The organism is Paenibacillus sp. TSA_86.1 (assembly GCF_052691815.1).
Genome location: NZ_JBQZGE010000001.1, coordinates 289,705 through 313,342, shown reverse-complemented (window position 1 = coordinate 313,342; position 23,638 = coordinate 289,705). Strand labels below are relative to the sequence as shown.

Below are 23,638 nucleotides of genomic sequence, written 5' to 3'. Positions count from 1 at the left end.
TGAAAGTAAAGAAAGCACCCATAACGGGTGCTTTTCTCATTGTTGCACTGCTCTGCTTAGCCATTTCGTCCCGTGTGTGTTCTTAACATAAAGTTTGAGTAGCAAACTAAGCCGTCTATATTAAATCGAAATCGAACTCATTCAGATGGTTCTAGCTGAGACCTTTAGCTGCTTTTCTTAAAATCGGAATTCTCTTGAGCTGCGGACTTTTCGCTGGACTGTTCATTTTCTGATGGGCGATCACTTCCACTTTTGGTATCAGCCTGCGACGGAGAAGTATATGGCAAGGGATTAGAGATTGTATCTTCCCCCGCCTTTCCTTTAAGCACTTGAATCGCCTGCCGAATGACTGGCGGAATCGGAGCGCCCAGCTTGCCCCCATTTTCAATAATGGACAACAACTCATTTGCGATATAAAAAAAGGCGACCGCATCCCTGAACAAATGTCCGTCCCCCAGAACACCGTCCACCAGATGAGCCACCGATACCATTGCAAATATAAATACCTTTCGGGCGATGCCAAACAATCCAATATTACTTTCAAGCTTGCCTGTCATTCCCGCTGCCGCTATCCCTGTTAGGTAATCGAGAATGACAAAGACTAGCAGTACGCCGAGCACCCCTGACCAACCTCCGAAAAAATAGTTTGCCGAGCTGCTCATCAGCGCAATCCCCCATTTCCATAGGGTGTCCCATCGTTCCATGGCTTCACCTCCTTTGACTTTAAATAAATGAGCTTCTGAGTTATGCTTCTTATACTGAGAGAATACGTGAATTTTGAAACCTATATTGATAACCACCCGAAGAAAAAACATTGTTATACGACACACATACAACTAGACTGATGGGGCCAACATTAATGTTAAAATTAGAAGGCATTGTGCTTTGTGCAAATTTCCAAGATAAAGTTTCCTTAGCTGAGATCGGTGAGTCGGATTTAAAATACTGAGAATATAAAATTCCTGTAACAAAGTCACATTCCATATGCAAAAGGTTGAAATATGTCCTACCACTGACGCCACCTTCAGCATAATCAGGGTGATACCACAATTCCCCTGCCCCGTCCTTAAAACCAAAGCCTACGTTTAAATTTGAACTTCCAGAAAAAATATATGGTATCCAACTTTCATTTATAGAGCCAACACTAACTATTTTTGTTCCCTTTTGAAAAGTTGCTAAAGTAGTAACTGTACCCGTTTGGCCTTTATTCACTGTCCCACTAGTAGGAGAAATAGAAGGTACGATACTTTGATAACGCACTTCACTTACTTGAACTACTTTTGTTGCCAACTGTGCAAATGTATCGCTGCCTGATGCTGCTACACCTTTGCCAGTAATAGCGGCAGCGATTGCCGATTTCCCATCACTGACAGAGGACTTTAAATTCTCAAATTCCTCTCTCGACGGAACCTTAACCCACGGCCCCCAGGTATCATAAAGATTCCGTTGCCAAGTTGTAAATCCTACGGGCAGAAAAGTGATTAGAGTTTGTGTCACTCCTGGTATGCTCCCTGTATTCTGGGTTCCATTTTTGCTTACTTTCAGACTGAAGGCTATTCCTACAGGGCAATTTTTTAACGTTTCAGCAACACTACTAAGTTGACAATAGAACTCCCCTTCTGTTACGAAATTATTTAAATCATCATTTTGTTTGATACTTATTGACTTACTGAGAAAATGTCCATGTACAAAATTCTTTAATTCTTTTTCACTATCTTTACCTTCAAACACTGACAGCTTTTTAGAAATAGCAGAAGAATCGTTTATCAATTGATCTATTACTGTTTTCTCGCTTGCTCCAACTGATCCAGTCAGTGGTACTGAGAAGAAATCACCTAAACTTTGATAGGTTACTGAGTATTTCGCTGATGAATCAAATTGAAAAGCTGGTAGACTAGCGAGTTCCCTACCATAAATTTCTGACTCTGGACTAAATCGATTTACGTCCCAATAATCCTGCATATCGTCTTTATAGATGGACATTATTTTTTTAACTTTTTTCTTCAATTTAGAAGATTGATTAAAGTTATTAATGTTGTAGGATTTATATTCGTTTGAAGTAAATACTGGATTAACACTCTCTCTAATCTCCAGACCTGACCCTACTTCTAGCTGATTAGGTCCCTCTAAAAATGTTAGTTGTCCTTCCGCTTTAATAGGGTCGATGATCGGTTTTGAAACTAGATACACGAGCTGATAAGGAGTCCACCCCGGAATCTGTGTCGTTGGCAAAATCTTAGTTCCTTGTCCCGGTGTCGAAATACCATCTGATAGTTTATGCCAGTACTTTGTGCCAACTCCGTTATACAATGAACTTTCTCCGTCATATAGTCTCCAACCTAAGAAGTACGCCTTAATATCATCAGCAGTCGGATTATACGAATCTCCCCAGCCACTTTCATCATTCGAAACGGTCATCCATAGATATCCCTTATATGAATCATTGCCAACATTAAAAACATCGGCACTTAAGAGAGGGGAACTTGATCGATCTAAGGCTAGGTTCCTCCCGTTATATTTGGTCAGATAAGCCTTGAAATTCGAAGTATCTACGTTTCTTGGCATGTAAATAGCGATTTGTTTATATCCAGTATATTTAGTAGCCCCAAGACTATTAGAATCTAAATTTTCGGGAATAAGTCTAACTTTACCCCACTTTCTTACTTTATAATAATGTCCTTCTCTAAAAAAAATTTCATCAGCGCTCTCCCCAGTCACTGGATCAGAATACAAATCCGTCTGCAGTGCGAGCATTGAATCTTCACGTACTTTAAACGATCTAGCCGCTTCACCTAAAGTCATTACGGGTTGTACAAATGTTGCTTTGTTCCCAGCAGACCACGTCCATTTACTTACATCAAATTCATCAGTGTATTGTGTGACACCGCTGAGATGCATTCCGATATACAAAGTGTTAGGTGCTGTTCTGATTGTCTTCGTTTCTCCCGGTTTTATAAACATTCCCTGCACTCTTCCATAAGAAGTATAAACACTTAATCGAAGCTTACCTGTGCTTTTTAATGGGTTGCTAATCGTGTATTCTTGATCAGCTAATATATTCAAATAAGTTACAGCGTACGCATCCGTTCCAATAGACTCAGCCAGCATTTTGCCACTAGCAGAATATGGAGCATCAATCATTAGACTATGCCCCAAAGGATTCCATTCATAAAACGGCGGCAAAAGATTTTCTCCGTAACGAATTACAAATGGATTATGCACAGGTTGAACACTATCCACATAAGGATATTTCGCTGCAATTTTGTTAGCAGATATGTTAGAAAGAGCCTTCGATTCATCTGAAGTAATCTCATATAACCGCACTGCATCCACATGACCAAATTGTCCTTTTACACTTCCTACAATTGAAATCTGTAAATTGTTCGTCGTTGTCCCTAGACTGGAAGCTGGAATCAGTAAGACTGCCGTTGAGAACTGATCGGTTGTGACCACTGTCCCGGATACGTTAGACGTGCCATTCCACAAAGAAAGAGAAACACTCGTCGAAGTGCCTTTTTTCAAATCTGCAAGCGCAATATAGTTTTTACTCGTTGATAGAGTTTGCCCTAATAATTTGTATAAACTCCCCCCGGTGCTCCCTTCTTTTAAAGAAATTTTAACACTTTGATTACCTTGTGTTTTCTGTGACGAATCCAATTCAGACGCCACGCCCGCAGTTGTAAACCAACCACTCATACTTTCAAAACCACCATCACGCCCCAACAAGTTCACAAGCGTGCGCCCCTTCAGCCCCTCCAACTTAAAGGTAGAAGCTCGCTCCGCATGAATGATCTGCAATCCGGGCTCGAGCGTTACCGATCTTCTCTTCTCCACATCCAATCGTTCCTGAATGTCACTTACCTTCGTTGCTGTTTCTTCGGCCTTTTCCCCCACCTGCTCTGCAAAATCATCAATCTTCTCCCAGTTCTGATCCAGGTACTTGTCCAGATCAAAGTAGGTTGTCGATGGCGAGGAACGGTCAATTTTATTTAATCCTAAATTAGGTGTCTTTGGTTCACTCATTAAGCTCCACCTCCTGCTAATTTATCCTGCCGGGTTTGTTCCATCTCACTCAGGGTCATGCTTTCAACTTCGGCAATGGTCAGATACCGCAAACGGTACTCGACGGTCATGTGCGCCGGTTTAATATCCTCAATCGCTGCTTTCAGATCATCCAGGTTGGGTGGCAGGCCCAATGTATCTATAAAACGGATCAAGATGCGATACTCGCTTGAATCTACCGAAACATCGATACTTCCACTTTCATATGCCTGAGCAACGTTCTTGAGCATAGAGCCTGAGACTTTGCCGCTGCCACGCATTTTGGAAATGATGACGGACCTTCGTTGGTCGTCCGGTTTGGCACGGTTGGTCGGAATCTGTAAATCCTGCTCATAGCGAGTCAACGCCCACGTTGCGGATTCCGGGTAAAACTGCTGCAATACGTCTTCTACCCCATCTGCAAGCTGGTCTAGCTCAGTACCTTCTGTCTGTGTCAGAAGCTGCATCTCCAGCACATTTTCATAAAGCGGGGGCAATAGATTCATCAATTTATCTGCTTTACTCACGTCACCTTCACCGTCCCAAGCACAGCGACAGCTCCCGGCACAATTTCCAGATTGGACATACCGCCGTTGACCAACAGATTGCTGTAATCGATCACGGGCGGAATATCCAGAATGACATTGGCTATCCGTGTCCAACGAACGAGCGGATCAGCAAAGGCCAGCTCTTTCAGATACGCAGTAACCCCCGTCTCAATCAAGGATTTCACACCTTCGTACGTTGATCCTGATGCGAGTGTAACCTTCACTTCGATATGAATAGGGACTTCTTCTGCCCCTACGACGGTGACAACCGGACCGATGGGTGCTGCCCCTTCCCCCATGCCATCCTGCGAAGGATCGATGTAATGCTGCACCGCCTCGATGACTCCCTCCGCAGGAGCGTGCATCTCATTATTGAGCAGAGCTACCTTGACCGTACCTGGACCATTCCAGAGCGGAAAGGCTTTCGCTTTGCCAACTCCCGAATTCTCCCGCGCCCACAGTTCGTACTGATACTTGTTGGCACTTGTGATGGGACGGGAAACTTTGTCCTGATAACGATCATACAGGGCTTGATCCGTTTCCTCGTCCTCCCCTGGAACAAGCAGTTTGGTTAATCTGGCGGTGGTCAGGCCTGCAATATAATCAATGGGTAACAGTATCCCCTTATATTCATTGCCTTCGGCATCTGCAACCTCACTTTCAAGTACGAACTGCCCTGTCGTCATTCTCTCCACAGCTCTATATACTCGTTCTCCTGTCGAAAAGCGACTTTCCATTGGAATCTCCACGGGTTTGCCCTCTTGGTCCTGAAAACTTGCAGACCAACGCGCCTTCGTAGGCGGCTTGCGAGTAATACCTGACCATGCTACCGCACGATCCAGATATTCACCTGAAGCGGAATCCGCGAATTTCAGATTCGCATTGATATCGAGCTCAATATACATCTGAGCCATCTCCACTGCTGCTGGAGCGAGGGCATCGTATAGAATGCTGCCTTCACGTTTATCCACACCATCCGGAATTTTATCCAACATCCGGCTCAAAATAACCTCAAATGTCTCCTGTTCATACATTCATGTTCACCTCCGTCTCTTGCCTGAAGTTGCCGAAATCTGTTGCCACCGTAAAAGAAACCTTGACGCCATCCGCCTCATGAACAAACTCAAATTCAGTGACTTCCGAAATCCGGTCGTCCGGAAGCAATGCTTCCTGAATCCAGCGTTCCAATTCGGATTCCACCATGGATCTCCCGGAAATGCCTTCCCAAGACCATTCCATTCCATAATCAGATGAATAGATCAGATGTTCATAACGACGTGTGGACAAAGCTTTGTACACCGCCTGTTTAACTGCCTCTTTTCCATCCAACTGAAGTCTGCCGATCCGTTGTCCCGAGGCTTGCAGTACGTAGGTCAAGCTTGGAAGCACCGAAACTTCTTCCAGATTATCTTCTCCGCCGATCTGAGAACCTTGTGGAATCATGGTTTCACCAGCCGATCCAGCACAACATAACTGTCTCCGCCTTGCACACGTAGCAATAAGGCCGAGTCACCGATCATCCAGTTTTTCTGTGCCACCGATTCCGTGACGACGAGAAAAGGGTCACTTAGCGCAAGCCGCTGTTCCACGGTAATCTCCAAAGGCTTAGTTCTCGTCACAGCACCGTACATAATCTGTACGGGTGATTTGGCATCTACGGCGGCTACTGCCGCCTTTTTAATCACATCAAGCATCATAAATGGCTACACCACCTTCAAATCCAGTGACATGGTGTGCACACCCCCCTGTACCTTGTGCGTACACTCATCCACCAGAAAATATTGATTAATCTTCAATTCATCGATCTGAATATTGATAAAACTCCCGGCTCTCACTTTAAAGTCGCCAAGGGCATCCACCTTCAACTTCTGTGTCTCCCGGTTACGCAAAGTCATCAGCGTTTTCAACATGTCATCGATCTGGCCTTTATTCAAACCATCATCTGCCTTCTGGTACAAAAAAAGCAGCCCCCATTGACGGATGCTGCTTGTATTCTGATGCACAAATGTGTCACGTTTGCCCGTATCCTTGTTATCCCTGTACAACTTGATCTTGTTGTAAGTCTGATCATCAATCGACCGTTTGTAACTATAATTTGTAAGCAGACTATGATCTCCAATTACAAAACCGTAAGGCATCTCTTCGACATCGCGAAGGGCCAGCTTGCCAAAATCATCGTAAAAAATATAGTTTTTTCCGCCATAAATCAGCGTTCTGTCCAAGGCTTCACAGATCATGTCAATCAACTTTTTGTTATCAAAAAGCATGTGTGGAATGGCGTACTTGGGTTGCTTTAAATCCCCTATTTTCAACTGAAAATCCGTTGCAATCCGCTTGATGACATCCGCTGCCGTTGCTTTAACAAACTGATACGTTTGATTCGCCGTGAGATATCGTGTCTGGTCATAGGCTTTAATCTTTACTTTTTCATCCTTGCTGCTGTCCACCGAAAAAATATATCCATAAAATATTCCCAGTTCCCCATGGGTGTACCTCACCACATAACCGTTCTCATAACTAAACTTTCGATTCTGAAACAAGCTCCCCTTAATCAACGTGAATTCAAGAGAGGAGGGCTTGCCGATTCGGGAGGTCTTGTACGTAATATCGCCAACAATTTCGCTGATGTCCCAGATGTTTCCTTGCTTGTCATCCAGCAATAACTGCTCCTTCTCAATGATCTGCCTGTTGTCCAGATGGATCTCCTGCTGCATATCACCTCTCCTTTCACGGAAGCTTGATGACAAGTCCAACGGGCAGCTTCTTGAGCTGTGCGTCTTTGATGCCATTCAGTTTCTGCAACTCTTTCCAGCGTGCCCCATCACCCAGATGAGCTTTGGCGACAGACCATAAGGAATCTCCGGCTTTCAAGGTGACGGTTTTCGGTTTTACTTTTTCATCCGGCCGGGAGGCTTTGGTTTTCATTGTTGAAGCCGCAGTCTTGTTCTGACTGTTCTTCACAGGCACTACTTTTTTGGCGGCATAGAAAACGTACTGCTTCAGCTTGATATCATACTGGACATCGCCCACCGTACCCGCTGTCTCCTTCCAATCGAAGCTCTCGATGGAGACAGCCATGTTGACCGTGTATCTTGCACTGGAAAAGATCAGCCTGACGGGCCGTCCTGTCTGCATCCAGCGGATAATATTTTTCACATACTCATAGGGGTCACGGTAAAACTCTTTCTGCGCTCCAGGATCTCTTGAGTCGTATTTGTAATGATATGGACTATAATCTGCCGGAAAAATGCCGCTGAAGCTGACTTCACGAAGTTTGGGGGACTTGATCACATTGATCTCTCCTAAACGGCTAACTTTGAATGTGCTTCCGTCTCCCGCATCTGAAAACTCAATACTCTCCGGTATAACCGGGAAATAAATATATTCCGCGCGGTTGTTAAAGCTAAGTTGTATCGAATAGCTCACTTATCCATACACCCCCTGGGCACCGGAGACGATCTGACTGTTCATTTCTTCGGTAATTTTGCTAATGATACTGTCCACGTCATGTCCGCTATTGATATCCCCTGTCGTCACTTGCACCGTTGGCGTCAGACTGACGAAGCGCTGAATGGCCTGCATCTCGGCAAGTTCACGCATCAGTTTCAGATCCTCACTCGTTACGTCCACCGTGCCAGCCACATCACCGATTTTGTCCACTTGTCCGATATTGTTAATCTTGTTGAGGTTACTCATATTGTTCATGTTGGCGGGGGCAGGTGCTGTCGGCATCGGCGGCATGGGAGGTGTTTTGGGAGTTTCAGGCATGAAGTCTTTACCGAATTTACCTGGCAAGTCTTTAACGGAACTATCCTTCGGTTTGGAAGTGAACTTTGCAGTCCAATCTTCTGCATATTTTTGTCCTTCTCCATATGCATTGGTATTGTATTCCCCATCCATTCGCATAGACTTGAATACATTTTTATCACTTTGCGGCTCTACAGATTTTAAAGCGTCCATCCAGCTCTTTATGTTCTTGCTGCCAATGTTAATATCTGATTCAGATATCACGCTAAGATTAGTTCCAAATGTATCATTGATGAAGGAAGCAACCTCGCTGATGGCTCCTACAGCTCTCTTAAGGAAATCTTCGATACCTACCATCACATTATAGAGAGTTTGTAATACAAACATGCCGAGATCATAAAACAGCTTTTGAATCGCATAGACAGGATCAATAAAAAGGTTAATCAAGAAGTCAGCTAATGAAGCAAATATGTTCCAGACCGTAGCAATCACCACTCGGATCATTTCCCCAAACATCATAAACGTCCCAATGATTGCCCCAAGAATATCCGTGCCAGTTGCCCCAAACATTTGAAAAACCATAATTAATATTGCAATTGCGGCAATGATAAGTAAGATAGGCCAGTTGACAGCCAGCCATGCTACAGCAAGCAAGAATACTTCGCCAATGACAATACCAAGAGAAACAATCATATTGTAGAGCAGTACCATAGCAATAGCTGTCAAAATAGGCGCAATGATATCCCAGCTTGCTTGTACAGCTGTGGCGAAATTGATGAATCCATCAACGATAAAAGCGATGACCTGGGCGATGATTGCAAATGCTCCACCAATCCATTCAATAAAACCGCTGAACTGTCCTGAGCTCATCGCTTCATTCAGTCGGTCAAGTACTGGAGAAAGTACCTCCAATGCTTTTGTACCGATCTCAGATAAGATACCATTGAACTGGTTCACAAGAGCAGTCCATTTCTGCAATGGGGAATCCAGCATCGTATCGAATGCTTCCTGAGTATAACCTTGCATTTCAAGAACCGTTTGCAAACCCTGGATAAAGCCATCCAAATCTTTCGTTTGAATAAATCCTTCCAAACCTGCACCACTCAATGCGCTTTCGGAAATACCGAACTGACTTGTCAGATCACCGTCATCTCCATTCATAGCACTTTGGATGGCTCCAGAAGCATCCGACAGACTTTTGCCATCTGGTGACAACATGCTTAAACGTGCAGTAAGGTCATTTAGCTGCTCTACTTGCCCTGTATTCTGTGCCATTGGCAAATAACCAAGGGAAGCCTTAAGCGAATCATTCACATCTTGGCCTTTTTTAGAAGCCTGATCTCGGAATTTATGATAAACACCTTCACCAACTACCGGATCTTGAGCAGCCACCATATAACGATATTTAAAGTCTTCTTCTTCAGCGGCCGCTTTTAACACGATGCTTCCAGCCGACTTTATCATCTGCAGCCACTTGGAGAGCTTACTTAAGTTATCTCCGAGTTTATCCGTTGTATCATCAGCTGCATCCTCTAACTTTTCCATCAAGTTAATGGTTACATTCATCTGCTGATTCACTTGATTAAAGTGATTGGCAATGTTGGTTTGATTAAACTGATTCAAGTTAATTTGATTCATCTGGTTGAAATTATTGATAATTTCTGTCGTTTTCACCTGGACGAGATTCAAATTATTGATCAGATTATTAATCGTCGGAGGATTGATTACCGTTATGCTTGTGCTCGACATTCATTTCCCTCCTTTCTCCATTATTTCTTCCGCGTCCGGCTTCTCGCCCGCTCTTTCTTCTCTTCCTCCACCCGGACCTGGATCATCGCATAGATGGCTGCCCGTTCTCGCATCGAGAAAGCCATGAGCTCATGCGGCAAAATCTTAAATTCATGGAGAGCGTAATAAGCCAGATTGGCTTCGGAATCGCCCTCTTTGATTAGTTTTTTACGTCATCCACCAGTTCGTTCATGTCTTGATTGAAGCCATTCAGCTTCTGTACCTGTTCACCGAGTGAAGCAAATTCACCAGGCAACAACATTTTGCGCAAAAGCGACTCTGCACCCATCACATTATAGGAGCGCTGAAGTTCGGTATTTTTCAAATCCGGGTATACCACACTTGCCGTCATCAGACGAGCCATGTATTCATTGGCATCAATATCAGGAGTGTAGACACCATTCTTGCCCTTGATTTTGCGGGTAGCTGCCTTGCGGCATTCCTGGTTCTCGTCCTCGGTCATGCTGCGCAATTTCCAGGCAACCGGTGCCCCTTTATCATCTTTGAAACGAGGAGAGACGATAAATTCCTCCGTTGTATCTGCTACTGCATTTTGTGCAAAAAACATACTCAATCCACTCATGTTTAGTTCCTCCTCTTAAGTTAAGGCTCCCCGCCGCAAAGAGCGGCGAAGAGCAGTTATATTGGGTTATTTAACAAGCACAGCTCGGTATGTTCGGAGCGACTGCCTGAGTGATTTGGATACGCCAAGTAGCCCGTAACACAGGCAAGTTGAACTACTTCCTTTTACAAAACCAGTACTCAATCATCTATTATTTATCTTGATTTATGCACTACTCGCGTATATCGCTTACTTCGGTAGATCAAAGGATGCTGACATTTCTACATCTTCAAACGTAAAGCTCACTTCTTCCTCCAGCGCCTCCGCCTCGGTATCCAGAGATGCCATGATCACACTGTCCAGGTTGACGCCCTTGAGGGTCACGGTCTGCTTGCCAATAGTGGACGAAGGATCTTCGTTGGTCACTTGAATGTCGAAGTAGGTGTCCACGCCATTTTGCATGTACTGCAGCATCAGCTCACGGAAACGGGAAGTGGTATAGAAAATCGTCATGGAGCCTGAACCGGACCAGCCTGTTGCTTTGTGCTGCACGCCACGGCGACCCAAGGTTTTAACCTCTGCTTTTTGCTTCTCCACCGTTGCTTCCAGTGTCTTCACGTAAAACATTTCTTCCGTCTGTCCATTAATGGTTGCGTATGCGCGGCCCTCTTGACCGGAGATCGTGTCGCTTGCTTTCAAAAATGCCATCTTAAACCACCTTCACTTTCATGTATACTTTTTCAACGGAATCCACAGGTTGTACCTGCACTTCGATCAAAATACTGTCGGTTTCATTGCCCGGAAGCACGGTAATATCGGTTTTGGAATCAAAGTTTTGAATCGCTCCAATATCCTGAAGCTGCTTCAAATACGTTACACATTGCGAGCGGAACAGACTGCGTCCATCCTCATTGTTGTTTACTTTGCCGATGTAATAGGATTCGAAAATACGTTTCATGTCATTAGCGATGCCATCCAGAACACGAACCACACGGTTTTTAGCAAAATGACGTGCCTTATCCGGTGTCACCGAACGGAAGGTGTTCACATCCTGCTCCACCAACGCACGGTTGCTGCTCGCTGTAAACACAAATTCACCGTTACGCAGTGCTGCCTCTGTCTCGGTGTGTGTCAATCGTCCGTTTACATCCACAGCATCGTCATACGCACGGAAGGTTAGAGATTCGTTCAGATTAGCCCCTGCTGTGGCACCAGCGGTCCAAGCTACCGTTTGTTTCGGTGTAAGCGCGGTACCGTCCGCAAGCACAACTCCATTTTTCACACTAATGACACCTTCATGATCCGCAGCTGGATAGTTGGAAAGCACCAGTTGTACCTTCTTACCCTCGATATCGCGTAAACGCTTGATATATGCGGTGTACACGGATTTCAATGTAGCATCATCCGAGATCAGACCAACGGTGTTGAAATCAAGTACTTCCAGTTTGCTCAGGAAATCGGCATGCTCCTGGTTGGTAGCTGTACCATCATTACCTTCTGTTAGCGGAAGTGCAGCTGTATTCGTAAGTGTGCCTTCGCCAGTGAAGGTGACAAATGCATTGGATTGTAGCTGCTCCATAGTGGATATCGTCTGTTTGTGCACTTCTTTGCCAGCGAGCAAAGTAGATACATCAAATTGTTCTGGTTCGTTCATATTTGCGGAAATGACAATGGCCAAATCGTTCCCTCGTACACCGCCATGCTGAGCAGTTACCGTGAGAGTATCCAATGTCGCTTTGGCCTTCGTTCCTGAATTAAGACGATATAAAAGTAAGGTCTGTGCACGTTTCAACGCTTCACGAATCAGCAACAGTTGTGGTGCTGTCCAGTCATAACCAAGTTTCGCCTGTACATCATCACCTGCCTGTACCGTTAAGATCGTACCTGCTTGTCCCCATGACATTGGAAGCGCCAAAGCCACCGTTCCCCGCTCTCCCACTGTACCGGGCAAAGTGCCCTCTGATGCAAAGTTCATATATACGCCGGGGCGTACCTTATTTTGAGTTGTCCATGTTCCTCCAGCCATTATTGTGCCTCCCCATTCATAAATTGTTGGATATGTTGCTGTGCGTCTTGCACTGTGTACGCCTTCTCTTCCGATAGAACGGCTGCCAAAATATCTTTTTCCAACCGGCTAAACTGCCGGGCATCGGCAAACTGTGCTTTGTTGTATTGGGTATCGTTAAGCTGTTGTTCTGTTTCTTCAAGATTCTTTCGAACGGTTTCTTTCTTGGTAAACATCGTAAACGCGCCTCCTATTCCTTTCATGATAGATCCCCCTTAATTAAGTTCATCCTGCTATGTTGATTTCAAAGCAGTAGGTTTCTGTTCCAGCTGCTTCATTGGACCGGAGGACTCCGACACTTTGGTGGTTCGCATGGTGTAATACACCCATAGTTTGGGTGTCTCTCCCCACGTTTTCCATCGCAGCTCCGTTGCACGGTAGGGCGTACCTTCCACTTCAATCGTCTCCAGTGCTTCGAAGAGCTTGTCCGGCAAGTCTTCCGGAATGTTGTTCCCATCCAGCCACCGAATCTCGTAGATGTGAGATTGCACGAATCGATCGCTCCGCTCACGAGTGAGTTTGGCAGCAAGTAGGCGGTAGGCTAGGCCTTGGCTTTCTGGAAGGGCTGCTCCTGTAGCAGAATAAATTGGGAGGTTGGGGAGGTGATGTGATAGGGTTGCTGCGATGGCATTGGTAAGTTGGGTTGTGGTCATGGTTCACCTCCTTTGTGATAATAATAAAATCATATCTCTGATCTACCTCTTTTATAAGAATTATACTCAAGCAAATACTAGAATGGACTGTCAGCATTTCTTAACAAGCCAAAAATCGATCTAGAAACAGGATTATATAACTCTACAACGAACCATGACACCTTTTGAATATAAGAAGATGAAATGCCATTAATTTTTAAGGTTGTGCTATTAATAAAAGAGGGTCTAATACTAGATATCTCCTGACCACTTGCTGTTGTCCCAAATGCAATTCCCCAAAAAACTATACTATTAGCTACAGTAACCGCTCTAATCGGAACTTCAACGGAAGCTAATCCACTAACAACTTGTGTAAATCCTCTCTGTATTGACTTATAATTTTTTATCATTGCAATTTTAAATGTTGCATAAGTTTTATCCGTGTTTCCGTATTTACCAGTCCATACCCTGACAGTATAACTATTAATCCATTGATAACTTCGTTGGCCTGTCCAATTTTTAGAAAATGAAGTAGGGATAATAATTGATCTTGTAACATCCCATCCTGTACCAACAAAAATATCTAAATAATAAAAACCATTGTCGTTATCTATTGTTTCGAGCATCCAAGTAGCCACCGTATTTAATGTAGAGAACTCCTCAAGACGTTCTATTTCCCCGTTAGTGATCAGATTAATTTTAGAAGATATTACTGCCCATGTATCCTCAGTGGATGCACTACCTCCTTTGACGTTAATGGCATCCACTATTAATTGCTTCGCACTAACGCCAGATTGAAAAAGCTCATTTATAGCAGAAACAGTATTATTTTTGACACTTGTCAAAAGTTTAGGTAATTCACCGACAAGCTCATCTGAGTATCCTTTCACTTTAGATATAGCGTTACCAGCCTTGTTTGATGAATCTGCCGCTGCAGCAATGATAGCATCCCTAACCGCCTTCTCCGTTGCTGCCACCGTTTCGGATGTACCATCCGTCTTGTTCGACAACTGCACCTTCCCTTTTTGTGTCAAGGACGCATCAGGGATATCCATCTTGCTTACCGCTTCGCGAAGAGTTTCCAAATCGGCTTGCGTTGCAACACCTGCATCAATTTTTTCAAAAATCCCGTTAATACTCTCCCGAGTTACATCCTCATTTCCCAAAGGCAGGGGGAGATTTAATCGATCGGTTTCCTGTGGCATTACGCCCACACCTCCAGTTCATTCCACGTCAGGGACGCGGCATCAAGTTCATTCCAAGTAATCTGTTTGTTGTCCAGATCGTCCCAGACCAGATAACGGAATTTATATTCCACGGCCATGTGGGCCGGTTTTAGTTCATCAATGGCTCGTTTCAGATCATCGATATTCGGTGGAATGCCCATCGTATCCACAAAACTCACCGTAAAACGCCAAGCTTCCGGATGAAACGTGACATCCACCTTGCCACCGGCATATGCCTCAGCAACATTGGCCACCTGCCTGCCCGAAAACTTGCCTGCCCCGCGCAGCTTGGCTTCAACGACCGAGCGCCGCTGCTCCACAGGTTTGAGACGATCCGTCTCAATGCCCAATTCCTGCTCCCAGAAGTCCAGCCCCCACGTCGCCGTGCGGACAAAAAACTGCTCCAGTGTCTCGTCCAGCGCCTGATACAGCAGATCCATCTCAGCACCTTTGGCCTGCATATCGGCTTGCATCACACGTGAAGTCTCATAATACTGAGGCAAATACGAGAACAGCTCCCGCCCCTTCTCACTGCTCAGTCCCACATTACTCATGCACATCCACCGTCCCCAGCACAGCCACTTGGCTGGCGGTCATCTCGATATTCTGGTCGCTTATACCGTTCACGGTCAGCTCCGAATAGTCGATAATCGGCGGGATGTCCAGCAGGATCGCAGCAATGCGAGTGTAACGAACAAGTGGGTCGGCAAAAGCAAGCTGCTTCAAATACGCGGTCACCCCGCGTTCGATTAATGCCCGGACATCCGCCAGCGTGGCATCACTTGCCAAGGTCAGCTTCACCTGAATGTTCATCGGCACTTCCTCTGCCGGCATCACCGTCACCACAGGTCCAGCCGGGGCAACGCCCTCGCCTTGTCCATCCTGCGTGGGATCAACGTACTTTTGCACGGCTGCCACCAGATCGGTGCCCGCAGCACGCTTGTCCGTATCGAGCAGATATAGCCCAACGGTGCCCGGCCCCTGCCATAGCGGAATGACCCGCGTCGCTCCGATGCCCGGCACTTCACTGGCCCATTGCACATACTGTGCCTTGTTGCCGCTTGTTCCCTGGTTGCGGACTTTGGCATAAAAGCGCTCCAGCAGCGCGGTATCTGCCTCAATGTCCGCACCGCCCTTAATGACGTCCGTGTTCACCACAGACGTCACGCCGCTTACCGGTGTAGACAGCACGGTTAACGTGCCTGCGGGTACATTGCTCTCTTTTCCAGCCACGAGCGCACGTACACCTACACTGCCCAGGCCATCCCCATCCAGCTCCACACGGCCCACCGTTTCATATTCCAGCGACGCTTCACCGGACACCTCATCTGCGAGCGTAGCTACAACCGTACCTGCTGGCACGACTTTGCCCGGCGTTCCCGTGAATTTCACGGAGCCTTGTGCCGCCACAGCTGCCCGGCGTGTAATGCCATGTTCCCCCGCTCGCAAATCCAGTTCCTCCGAACGAAAATTCGGATCACGACTCGCCGCCGTACTGGCAAATCCGCGCCTGAGCAGCTCCTGCGCCCAAAGTGCCGCTTCGGACAGCATAAAAGCTACCGGAGCCTCCGCATCCCACAAAAACGAACCTTCCGACTTATCCAGATCCGCGGGCAGACGATCCAGCATACGCTGCATAATCTGTTCCTCCGTCTGGTCCTCCAAATAACGTGGAATCTCAGCCATCCCGTCAGATCACCTCACTTTCCAGAATAAACATCTCATCCTGCACACTCATCACCCGGCACGTAAATACACACTGCTCCCGGTCCCAATCAAACGTAAACTGGTCCACCGCATCCGTTCGCGGATCAGCCAGCAGTGTTTCCGTCACCATTCGGGCAATCTCACTTTCCATCACACCACGACTATCCCCCTGACCGACCAGATCCTCCAGTTCCGAACCGTAGTCCCGAGAATAGATCACATGTCTGTACCGCGGGGTTTTCACCGCTTTGATACACCATTGCACCCATGCCTCATGCGCATCTGCCGTAGCCACTTTGCCACTGGGGGTCAGCACAAAATCACCAGCATCATAGTCATAGCGCCAGCTTCGCCCAAAACGCACTTCTTCCGAAGCCGCACCCGACAGATCCTCTTCATCTCCCCAGACCATACCCGTTTCCGGAAACAAACTAGGCATTCACACTCACCACCTTACACAGCACCACAATATCGTTCCCGCCATTCACCCGCATCGCCAGCACGCGATCCCCGGCTTTCAACCCTTTGCCCAAAGACCAGACCGCTTCTTCCACTTCCCCTTTTTGCAAAAGTAACCGTCCCGTGCCCGTCGTGCCTCCGTTTGCCACGTCAGATATTCCAGAAATCGCGCCAGCCATCTCGCGCTCCGGCAACCCTAGCGTGCCCGGTAGCTCAGCCACGAGATAATCTTGCACTTCGTGCTTAAAATCGTCCAGCTTCACACCGGACGCCGTGATCGTACCCAGCACCGCGCCCAGACCGCTCACAGCCTGACGGGAATGTGTGCTCATCGCTCCCTGCATCACATCGGCAAAATGCCCGTACGGATCGTCTTTATTCAAGGTAAAACCTCCTTTTCACTAGCTCCGCCGTGCCCAGCTCCAGCGTCATCGTGCCCGGTCCGGCTGAGAGATCGCGGCTGACCGACATCACGATCAGCTTCAAACCTTTGAGCGTGACCGCGTCTCCAGCGCGAATCGTATTGATATCCGGAGCCGAGATCGTAAACGTCTCCTGAATACCTGTCAGCTTGCTTTTGGCCAGCTTCTTGGCGGCGGAGGCTGTTTTTACCTGATCGTCCTCGATCAGTTTTTGCAATGTCCCTAACTGCTCTGTATCCCCCTGCTCAATCGCCAGCACTTTCGAAGGTACCTCTTTGCCACTACCGCCGGAGTCAGACGCTGCCATCACCTTTACTTTCGTGACTGCGCCTTCGAGTGTACGCATCTGCGTCAGATCGATGAGCCGATCCAGCGCGTGTACCTTTGTATTGCTGCCTATCTTGAACAATTGCAGCCCGCTTGGTGTCATGCGCGGATGATACATATCTCCTCCGGACTTGGCCGTTTCTTTCAGATCGGCAAATATCATGGTAAAAATCGTCTGCGACCGGTACACCGCCTTACCAAGCTTCGTCTTGATCTCCGGCAGAGCAGCCAGGGGGATTTTCCACTCCTTGGCGTAAGCCTTGAGCCGTTGCACCGCCGTCTGATCCTTGGGAAACAAGAATTCATCCTCTGATTTTTCGAGATAAATCATCCGGTCATAGACCGTGAGGGACAAACGCTTGGTGCCGCTGTTAGAGCTTTCCGCTTCCCAAATGACCGCCGGATGTAGCAGATATACCATCGATTTTTCGCCAAAAGGAACCCCGCTGATCCGCACCGCCATGCCCGGTGCAATTGCAGGCAGACCTGAAGAAGCAGACACCGCCAGCCGGATGTTCGCCTGATAGGCGATCTGGTCAAGAGAATCCTTCAGCGTAATGGTCTCCACCAGCTTGGTAATGTCATATTTGTCATCGACAATGACCTTGTAGGTCATGGCATCACCAGCTTTTGCCCCGGCTTGATTCGGTTCGGATCACTGCCGATGATTTTGGCGTTGAGCTTGTAAATCTCGTTCCATTTGGAACTGTTTCCAAGCTCAAGCTTGGCTATTTTGGACAGGGAATCCCCGGCTTTGACGGTGTACGTCTTGCTGCTTTTTTTCAGATCGGTACGTGAACCGGACTTGCTCGCAGCAGCACCCGAACCCACCTTCTCCACTTTGGAATCCCGCCAAGTTCGCAAGGTCAGGTCGAAATAAATATCGCCCGTCTCCCCGCCGCGAAAGCTGGAATTCAGAGAAACAAGAAATACAGGGACGTTCACTCCAGTTTCGGAGATGATGAAACGTAGTGGCTTTTTGGAGATGAGGAAGGTGTTCAGCACATCCATCGCCACGCGGGGATCCATGAAAGATTTTTCATCCATGCAATAGGACGGATCATATCGTTTCGGAAAAAAAGAAGAGAAGGTGATCTCCTTCACCTTCTCCCCTTGTGCAAAATCAAACTCGCCATGCTCCAACATATTGACCGTTTCATATCCCTTGGACCTGGAAATATTAACTTCTTCAGGGTTCACCGGGAATTGAAACGGAGTGTTGCCATCCTTCAGCGTAAATGACATCTGGTTAGGACCAACGTTATCTTCAAGTACAGACATATCTGCGGCCTCCTTTCTGCTTAGGCCATAATCGTTTTGCGATTTTGCATCGCGCGGCGGAACTCGCCTGCAATCCGTTGCCCCACCTGATGAGAAACGGCGTCATAATCAATTGCGTTCTCACGAACGGTCACTTGTACCGTGCCTGGTGCAATATTCACAGCGATCTGGTTGGTCGTTTCCGCTTTGAAATCCTTAAGGTAACCCGCCAGACTACCCATCTGTTCTTCGGAAATGTGCACCGTGAGTGGCGATGCTTTGCCACTGGATTGCCCTGCCTGATTCAGCGCCGTTGCCTGAGATTGCATTAGGCTTGGCCCTGTAAGCCCAGCACTCGTCGGTGAACCAAATCGATTGTTCATGTAGGCTTCTGGCCCGGTGATCGATAGAACAGACGGCCTGTATGATGGCGGCATCTGCGGTGCTGACGGTACGGAAGGCGTTGAAGCAACGGTTGCAGCCGGAGTAGTCTGTTTTTCTTTGTTCGAGCCAAAACCGAAGAAATTCGAAAATCCCTCAGTCAGACTCTTGGTTTTCTCAGAGACAAAATCAGCAACACCCGATATTGCGCTACCTAATCCTTCCGATGCATTGGATACAAAATTGCCGATATCCTTGGCTTTATCTCCAATCCAGCCTCCTACTTCACCGCCAGCCCAACCTCCAACTGCACCACCAATAACAGTACCGATTCCTGGCAAAATAAAACTGCCAATAGCGCTACCAATCGCAGTACCTGCCGTTCCGCCGATCATAGAACCGACTGCCCGTCCTCTCTCCTCGGCAGGTGCACTCGCGATATTCGCCACATCCGCCAGCATGCTGATGGGGCCCAGCAATCTCTTGGCACCTTTGGCGAGACCACCACCCAACTTGCCTAACATGCCATCACCTGAGAAAAGGTTTGACATCCCCATGGGTGAAGAGGACATTAGTCCAGAAACTAAATTCGATCTTCTGCCGCCGCCAATTCGCCGGTTTCGGTTTCTCTCCATATCCAACGATTCTCGGAATGTTCGGTCTGACGTATCTGTGACAAGATCAGCTACACGCGGAGTTGGCACAGATACTGGAGTCGATACTCTGGAACCCCCGCCTCTTCGGCCTCTTCCACCGGCTACTCTGCGAGTAGCTGTATTTCGAGAAGTTTCTCCCCCTGCACTGGAGCTGGAGCGAATTCGACGATTGCGTTTTGTACCCTCTGCAGCTTCTGTACTCGCACTTGGATTGGCAGCTTTGTTCTTTTTATCTTTTCGACCGGACCACCATTCTTTCACTTTTATACCCTTACCGAATAAATCAGTAAAATTGTTAGCAATATTTAATCCTGTGTCGACATATCCCACTATCTTTTCAAATAAGCTCTTATCCTCTTCTTTAGCCACATTATTAATCGTTGTATAGGTATTGTTACTCCCCATCACAACGGACATGGAAGAGGCACTCGCCGGGGGCATTTTCCCCATCGCCACTTCAACCTTTTGCTTCACCTCAACCGATACCGTTCCCGAAGCCTTCACTAACTGATTGCGGAAGCTGTTTAGTTTGATCAAAGCACGATCCAACGCCGGACTTAGCTGATCATCCAACCCAATTCTCGGGGTAATTCGCAATCGACTTAAACGTACTGCAGTGCTATAGATGCTCTCCAGTCTGCGCCCGGTCATTCTCAACTCATTGTTTACTTTGATCAGGCCTTGATAACGAACCCGGTTTAAGCGATCCGTAGAGCGTTGAATCTGATCAAGATAACGAAGTGTGGTCTTCATTTGTGTGTTCGATTGAGATAACCCCGTAATTAATTCTGCCATTTGTTTCACCTCCTGCCTGTTTCCATTAACGATTCATTTGAGTGGTTAATGCTGCCATTTCCTCTTCCGAGAACGCAAGCAACAACGAGCGCTCGCCGCGTGGCAAAGACCAGAACTCTCCGGGACGAAGATGATGACGCACCCACATGTGATATAGGAACGTGGTCATCCCGCCGGAGTGAATCAGTTTTTTAGGTCTTCAATCTCCACGCCGAAGCCGGATAGTTCGAGCACTTTATCACCCACCGCATCCAGTTCACCAGCCAGCAACATACGACGCACCGCTTGCTCTCCACCAGACAATTTCATACGTCCTGTGATACGATTGTCTCCCCAGCCGGACAGTTCCAGTCCGCGGACATTCATTTTTACCGTGGCATCGGAGATTAATAGCGCATTAAATGTTTCGGTATCCACCTTTTCCTCGGTGCGACCTTTTGTCGTTTTGCGAATGGTGCAGCGCTCGCGAATCTGGTCTACTTTGGAGGACGTCAATCCACGCAAGGTGAGCAGCAGATCCAGGCGCTGGATACGTACATTTTCTTCTGGCAGACGTTCCGCCGCTTCAAACAATTGATCCAAAATTTGTTCCTCGGACATATTTTCATTCATACTCATCGATGATAGTCTCCTTTTTTCTCATGTATTCTCTGAATTTGATGTGCTTCCGTGTATTCCATACCTATCTCAAGACACCAAAAAGACCGAGAAACTCTCGGTCTGCTTCAATGTCCTTGCCTGCTGTTAAAACAGCTCCACAAAGCTCCCTAATACTTAGTTCGCCACAATTGGATTCAGCAACTCAAATCCTTCAAAAGTAAAGCCTGTTTCTTCCGGTACTTCCTCGCCTGCTGTCCAGTTCGCCAGCTGGATTTTATCCACCATACAACCTTTCAACAGTACACTTTCATGTCCGTACGACTCAGGATCGTCCAGCTTGGAGATAATTTGAAATTTGGTAAAGCCGCGCTTGATCATATCAGACGTGACCTTGTAACCCGTCATCGTTCCTGTGCCTTTTTTAGCACCGTTTTTATGAACCTTCCATTCATTGCCGACCAGATTCAACTCACGCTTCTCAATCTCTACGCTGGCCTCCAACTTGTTAATATTGGTCTGCCACACACCATCCATATGCAGTTGACCGTGGGTACCGAGAATTACTCTTGATGCATCTAACATGTATATTTCCTCCTCATTTTAGAAAACTCTCTATAGCTACTTGCCTGCCAGCCTGTTACCAGACACTTTTCTTATTGCACGTAAAACGTACCAAACAACTGCTCCATCACATCCGTCAGCTTCACATTCCATTGCAGGAATACTTGATCTGCCTCCGGTTTCAACACAGGTGCAGTCCCGTAATACGCTGGATCGAGCACGACATCATACCCTGCCGCTTCGATGACATTGCTCTGTGCGAGCAACGCCAAATAAGCCTTCATCGCACCAATCAGTGCCTGACGACCTTCTTCGGTATTGTTCACCTTGCCGATGTACGTATCTTCAGCGGAACGCTACAGATCCGTATTGATCGCATCCATGACCCGGATCGAACGGATTTTTTTCCACGCATTATTTTGTCCGGCACCAGGGGTGACCAGGGTATTCACGCCACGAAGTGCTTTAACCCGGCGTCCGTCGTGGAAGAAAATAAATACGCCATTCTGTACGGCCTGCTCTTGCTCAGCACGCGTCCAGCGGCGTGTTACATCATCGAACGGGGTTGCTGCATAGGTCGTGGATTCATTCAGGCGCTGTCCGGCAATGAGACCTGCCACGTAAGCAGACGTCTGTGCGGAGCTATAGAAAGCATCACCCAAACGCACCCCCGTACCCACGTTGATTACACCTTCATGGTTCAGCGTAAGGGAGCGTGCTGCTGCTTTCTGGGCTGCCGAAGCGGACGTATCATCTGCTGTAGAGCCGCCGAATACCGCCATCACTGGTTTGCCTTCACTGCGTACCCGTTTGACCCATGCCGCAAAGCTGGCAAGCAACGCTGCATCCGCTGCATGATCCAGAGCGAGAACATCGAACTGTTCGCCTTCCAGTACACCCTGCAAAGCAATATATTCTGCATTCGTAAGCGTATCGTTGCCACTTACACCGCCTTTGAATGCCGCACCTGATACGTTCGCAACCTCGCCGGTCCCTTCTCCAATGGCCTGTGCCGTGATCCAGAGGTTTTGCTCATCGGTGTTGATCTCTTTCGCAAGAGATGCTGCCGTAACATCTGCCGTCAAAAGCGCATACAGCATACGATTGCCTTCAAACAGGCGCACTTCAAACTTCGTACTGTCAATCACACCCGGCTGAATCGTCACATAGAATCCATTCGCGCGGTCACCCGGATACTTCGCATTCAGCTGCAACACATCCGCATCGCCACTGTCCTTCAACGACAGCGTAGCTGCTTTGGCAGCCGAACTTGCCACCCGATAAGCGAGCAGCTTCTTCGGTCCACCAAGCAAAGCCAGTTTCAAAGACGCATACGCCGTACCGTTATCCACTGCGTTTGCCGCAAATGTACGTTCAATCGCCGTTTCACTGCCCACTTCCACAAACGTGCCCACTGGACCCCAGTTTGCCTTAACCGGCACAACAACCGTTCCACGACTGCCCGCCTGAATTGCGGAAGACGCTGCCGCCTGAAAATTCATATACAAACCCGGAAGGACCGGACGATTTGTTTGTTCCCAAGTTCCACCTGCCATTATTGGTTCACCTTCGCTTTCAAAAATTGATTGATACTTGCCTGTGCTTCTTCAATGGAAAACGTCTGCTGCGCCGCTTCGTGCAGCGCACCAACCAGCACCTCTGCCTTCACGGCAAAGAGGGCTTCCGCATGATTCATCAGTTCAACCCGCGTATATTGCGGGGGAACCGGTGGCTTTTTTTTCATAAAACTTGCCATGGTTTCCTCACCTCGCTGTTTAACTTCAATGACACGAATATAAATTGAACTAAAGATCTTTACACGGGACACTCCAATGACAGAATCACCTTCCAATCGCTGTTA

Annotated in this window: 25 protein-coding genes and 1 pseudogene; all 26 read right to left on the bottom strand. The window is 47.3% G+C overall.

Annotated elements, in window-relative coordinates; genetic code table 11:
- Positions 1-164: 164 nt before the first annotated feature.
- Positions 165-704, bottom strand: a complete 540-nt coding sequence (locus tag ACUTVW_RS01320; protein WP_445644120.1) for a phage holin family protein — start codon at positions 702-704, stop codon at positions 165-167.
- A 49-nt stretch (positions 705-753) separates the two neighbouring features.
- The gene (locus ACUTVW_RS01315) at positions 754-4,023 is read right to left on the bottom strand and encodes a pyocin knob domain-containing protein (protein WP_445644119.1); all 3,270 of its coding nucleotides are present in this window, start codon (positions 4,021-4,023) and stop codon (positions 754-756) included.
- Positions 4,023-4,568, bottom strand: a complete 546-nt coding sequence (locus ACUTVW_RS01310) for a putative phage tail protein (protein ID WP_445644118.1) — start codon at positions 4,566-4,568, stop codon at positions 4,023-4,025. Before ACUTVW_RS01310 ends, ACUTVW_RS01315 begins: the two co-directional genes overlap by 1 nt.
- Positions 4,565-5,623: a baseplate J/gp47 family protein gene (locus tag ACUTVW_RS01305; RefSeq protein ID WP_445644117.1), complete on the bottom strand. Its 1,059-nt coding sequence runs from the start codon at positions 5,621-5,623 to the stop codon at positions 4,565-4,567. Before ACUTVW_RS01305 ends, ACUTVW_RS01310 begins: the two co-directional genes overlap by 4 nt.
- Positions 5,616-6,032 carry a DUF2634 domain-containing protein gene (locus tag ACUTVW_RS01300; protein WP_445644116.1) on the bottom strand — a complete coding sequence of 139 codons (417 nt, stop codon included), beginning with the start codon at positions 6,030-6,032 and terminating at the stop codon, positions 5,616-5,618. Before ACUTVW_RS01300 ends, ACUTVW_RS01305 begins: the two co-directional genes overlap by 8 nt.
- Complete coding sequence (locus tag ACUTVW_RS01295; protein WP_445644115.1) at positions 6,029-6,286, bottom strand: DUF2577 family protein; 258 nt, start codon at positions 6,284-6,286, stop codon at positions 6,029-6,031. The genes ACUTVW_RS01300 and ACUTVW_RS01295 overlap by 4 nt, the downstream gene beginning before the upstream one ends.
- Positions 6,287-6,292: 6 nt before the next feature.
- Positions 6,293-7,303: an XkdQ/YqbQ family protein gene (locus ACUTVW_RS01290; protein WP_445644114.1), complete on the bottom strand. Its 1,011-nt coding sequence runs from the start codon at positions 7,301-7,303 to the stop codon at positions 6,293-6,295.
- 13 nt (positions 7,304-7,316) lie between these two features.
- Positions 7,317-8,015: a LysM peptidoglycan-binding domain-containing protein gene (locus tag ACUTVW_RS01285; RefSeq protein WP_445644113.1), complete on the bottom strand. Its 699-nt coding sequence runs from the start codon at positions 8,013-8,015 to the stop codon at positions 7,317-7,319.
- Positions 8,016-10,085, bottom strand: coding sequence for a hypothetical protein (locus tag ACUTVW_RS01280; RefSeq protein WP_445644112.1), 2,070 nt, complete (start codon positions 10,083-10,085; stop codon positions 8,016-8,018). It abuts the gene before it with no gap.
- Between the two features lie 199 nt (positions 10,086-10,284).
- Positions 10,285-10,707 (bottom strand): phage tail assembly chaperone, encoded by a 423-nt coding sequence (locus tag ACUTVW_RS01275; protein WP_445644111.1) that lies wholly within the window; start codon positions 10,705-10,707, stop codon positions 10,285-10,287.
- 228 nt (positions 10,708-10,935) lie between these two features.
- Complete coding sequence (locus ACUTVW_RS01270) at positions 10,936-11,394, bottom strand: phage tail tube protein (RefSeq protein ID WP_445644110.1); 459 nt, start codon at positions 11,392-11,394, stop codon at positions 10,936-10,938.
- A gap of 1 nt (position 11,395) precedes the next feature.
- Complete coding sequence (locus ACUTVW_RS01265) at positions 11,396-12,712, bottom strand: phage tail sheath family protein (protein ID WP_445644109.1); 1,317 nt, start codon at positions 12,710-12,712, stop codon at positions 11,396-11,398.
- On the bottom strand, positions 12,712-12,954 hold the full coding sequence (locus tag ACUTVW_RS01260; RefSeq protein ID WP_445644108.1) for a hypothetical protein: 243 nt from the start codon (positions 12,952-12,954) through the stop codon (positions 12,712-12,714). Before ACUTVW_RS01260 ends, ACUTVW_RS01265 begins: the two co-directional genes overlap by 1 nt.
- Before the next feature lie 30 nt (positions 12,955-12,984).
- Positions 12,985-13,404 carry a phage tail terminator family protein gene (locus tag ACUTVW_RS01255; protein ID WP_445644107.1) on the bottom strand — a complete coding sequence of 140 codons (420 nt, stop codon included), beginning with the start codon at positions 13,402-13,404 and terminating at the stop codon, positions 12,985-12,987.
- Between the two features lie 77 nt (positions 13,405-13,481).
- Positions 13,482-14,588 carry a tail fiber protein gene (locus ACUTVW_RS01250; RefSeq protein ID WP_445644106.1) on the bottom strand — a complete coding sequence of 369 codons (1,107 nt, stop codon included), beginning with the start codon at positions 14,586-14,588 and terminating at the stop codon, positions 13,482-13,484.
- Complete coding sequence (locus ACUTVW_RS01245) at positions 14,588-15,163, bottom strand: YmfQ family protein (RefSeq protein WP_445644105.1); 576 nt, start codon at positions 15,161-15,163, stop codon at positions 14,588-14,590. The genes ACUTVW_RS01250 and ACUTVW_RS01245 overlap by 1 nt, the downstream gene beginning before the upstream one ends.
- A complete protein-coding gene (locus ACUTVW_RS01240; protein WP_445644104.1) occupies positions 15,156-16,295 on the bottom strand; it encodes a baseplate J/gp47 family protein in 1,140 nt (379 codons plus the stop codon). Before ACUTVW_RS01240 ends, ACUTVW_RS01245 begins: the two co-directional genes overlap by 8 nt.
- Before the next feature lie 4 nt (positions 16,296-16,299).
- On the bottom strand, positions 16,300-16,755 hold the full coding sequence (locus ACUTVW_RS01235) for a DUF2634 domain-containing protein (RefSeq protein WP_445644103.1): 456 nt from the start codon (positions 16,753-16,755) through the stop codon (positions 16,300-16,302).
- Positions 16,748-17,158 carry a hypothetical protein gene (locus ACUTVW_RS01230; protein WP_445644102.1) on the bottom strand — a complete coding sequence of 137 codons (411 nt, stop codon included), beginning with the start codon at positions 17,156-17,158 and terminating at the stop codon, positions 16,748-16,750. The genes ACUTVW_RS01235 and ACUTVW_RS01230 overlap by 8 nt, the downstream gene beginning before the upstream one ends.
- Positions 17,151-18,140, bottom strand: coding sequence for an XkdQ/YqbQ family protein (locus ACUTVW_RS01225; protein WP_445644101.1), 990 nt, complete (start codon positions 18,138-18,140; stop codon positions 17,151-17,153). Before ACUTVW_RS01225 ends, ACUTVW_RS01230 begins: the two co-directional genes overlap by 8 nt.
- Entirely contained in the window at positions 18,137-18,769 is a 633-nt protein-coding gene (locus tag ACUTVW_RS01220) for a LysM peptidoglycan-binding domain-containing protein (RefSeq protein ID WP_445644955.1), read from the bottom strand. Before ACUTVW_RS01220 ends, ACUTVW_RS01225 begins: the two co-directional genes overlap by 4 nt.
- Before the next feature lie 56 nt (positions 18,770-18,825).
- Positions 18,826-20,616, bottom strand: coding sequence for a hypothetical protein (locus ACUTVW_RS01215; RefSeq protein ID WP_445644100.1), 1,791 nt, complete (start codon positions 20,614-20,616; stop codon positions 18,826-18,828).
- Between the two features lie 183 nt (positions 20,617-20,799).
- The gene (locus ACUTVW_RS01210; protein WP_445644099.1) at positions 20,800-21,234 is read right to left on the bottom strand and encodes a phage tail assembly chaperone; all 435 of its coding nucleotides are present in this window, start codon (positions 21,232-21,234) and stop codon (positions 20,800-20,802) included.
- A gap of 156 nt (positions 21,235-21,390) precedes the next feature.
- Complete coding sequence (locus ACUTVW_RS01205) at positions 21,391-21,798, bottom strand: phage tail tube protein (protein WP_123063182.1); 408 nt, start codon at positions 21,796-21,798, stop codon at positions 21,391-21,393.
- A 71-nt stretch (positions 21,799-21,869) separates the two neighbouring features.
- Positions 21,870-23,333 (bottom strand): annotated as a pseudogene (locus ACUTVW_RS01200) (phage tail sheath subtilisin-like domain-containing protein).
- Positions 23,333-23,533: a hypothetical protein gene (locus tag ACUTVW_RS01195; RefSeq protein WP_445644098.1), complete on the bottom strand. Its 201-nt coding sequence runs from the start codon at positions 23,531-23,533 to the stop codon at positions 23,333-23,335. Before ACUTVW_RS01195 ends, ACUTVW_RS01200 begins: the two are co-directional and overlap by 1 nt.
- Positions 23,534-23,638: the final 105 nt, after the last annotated feature.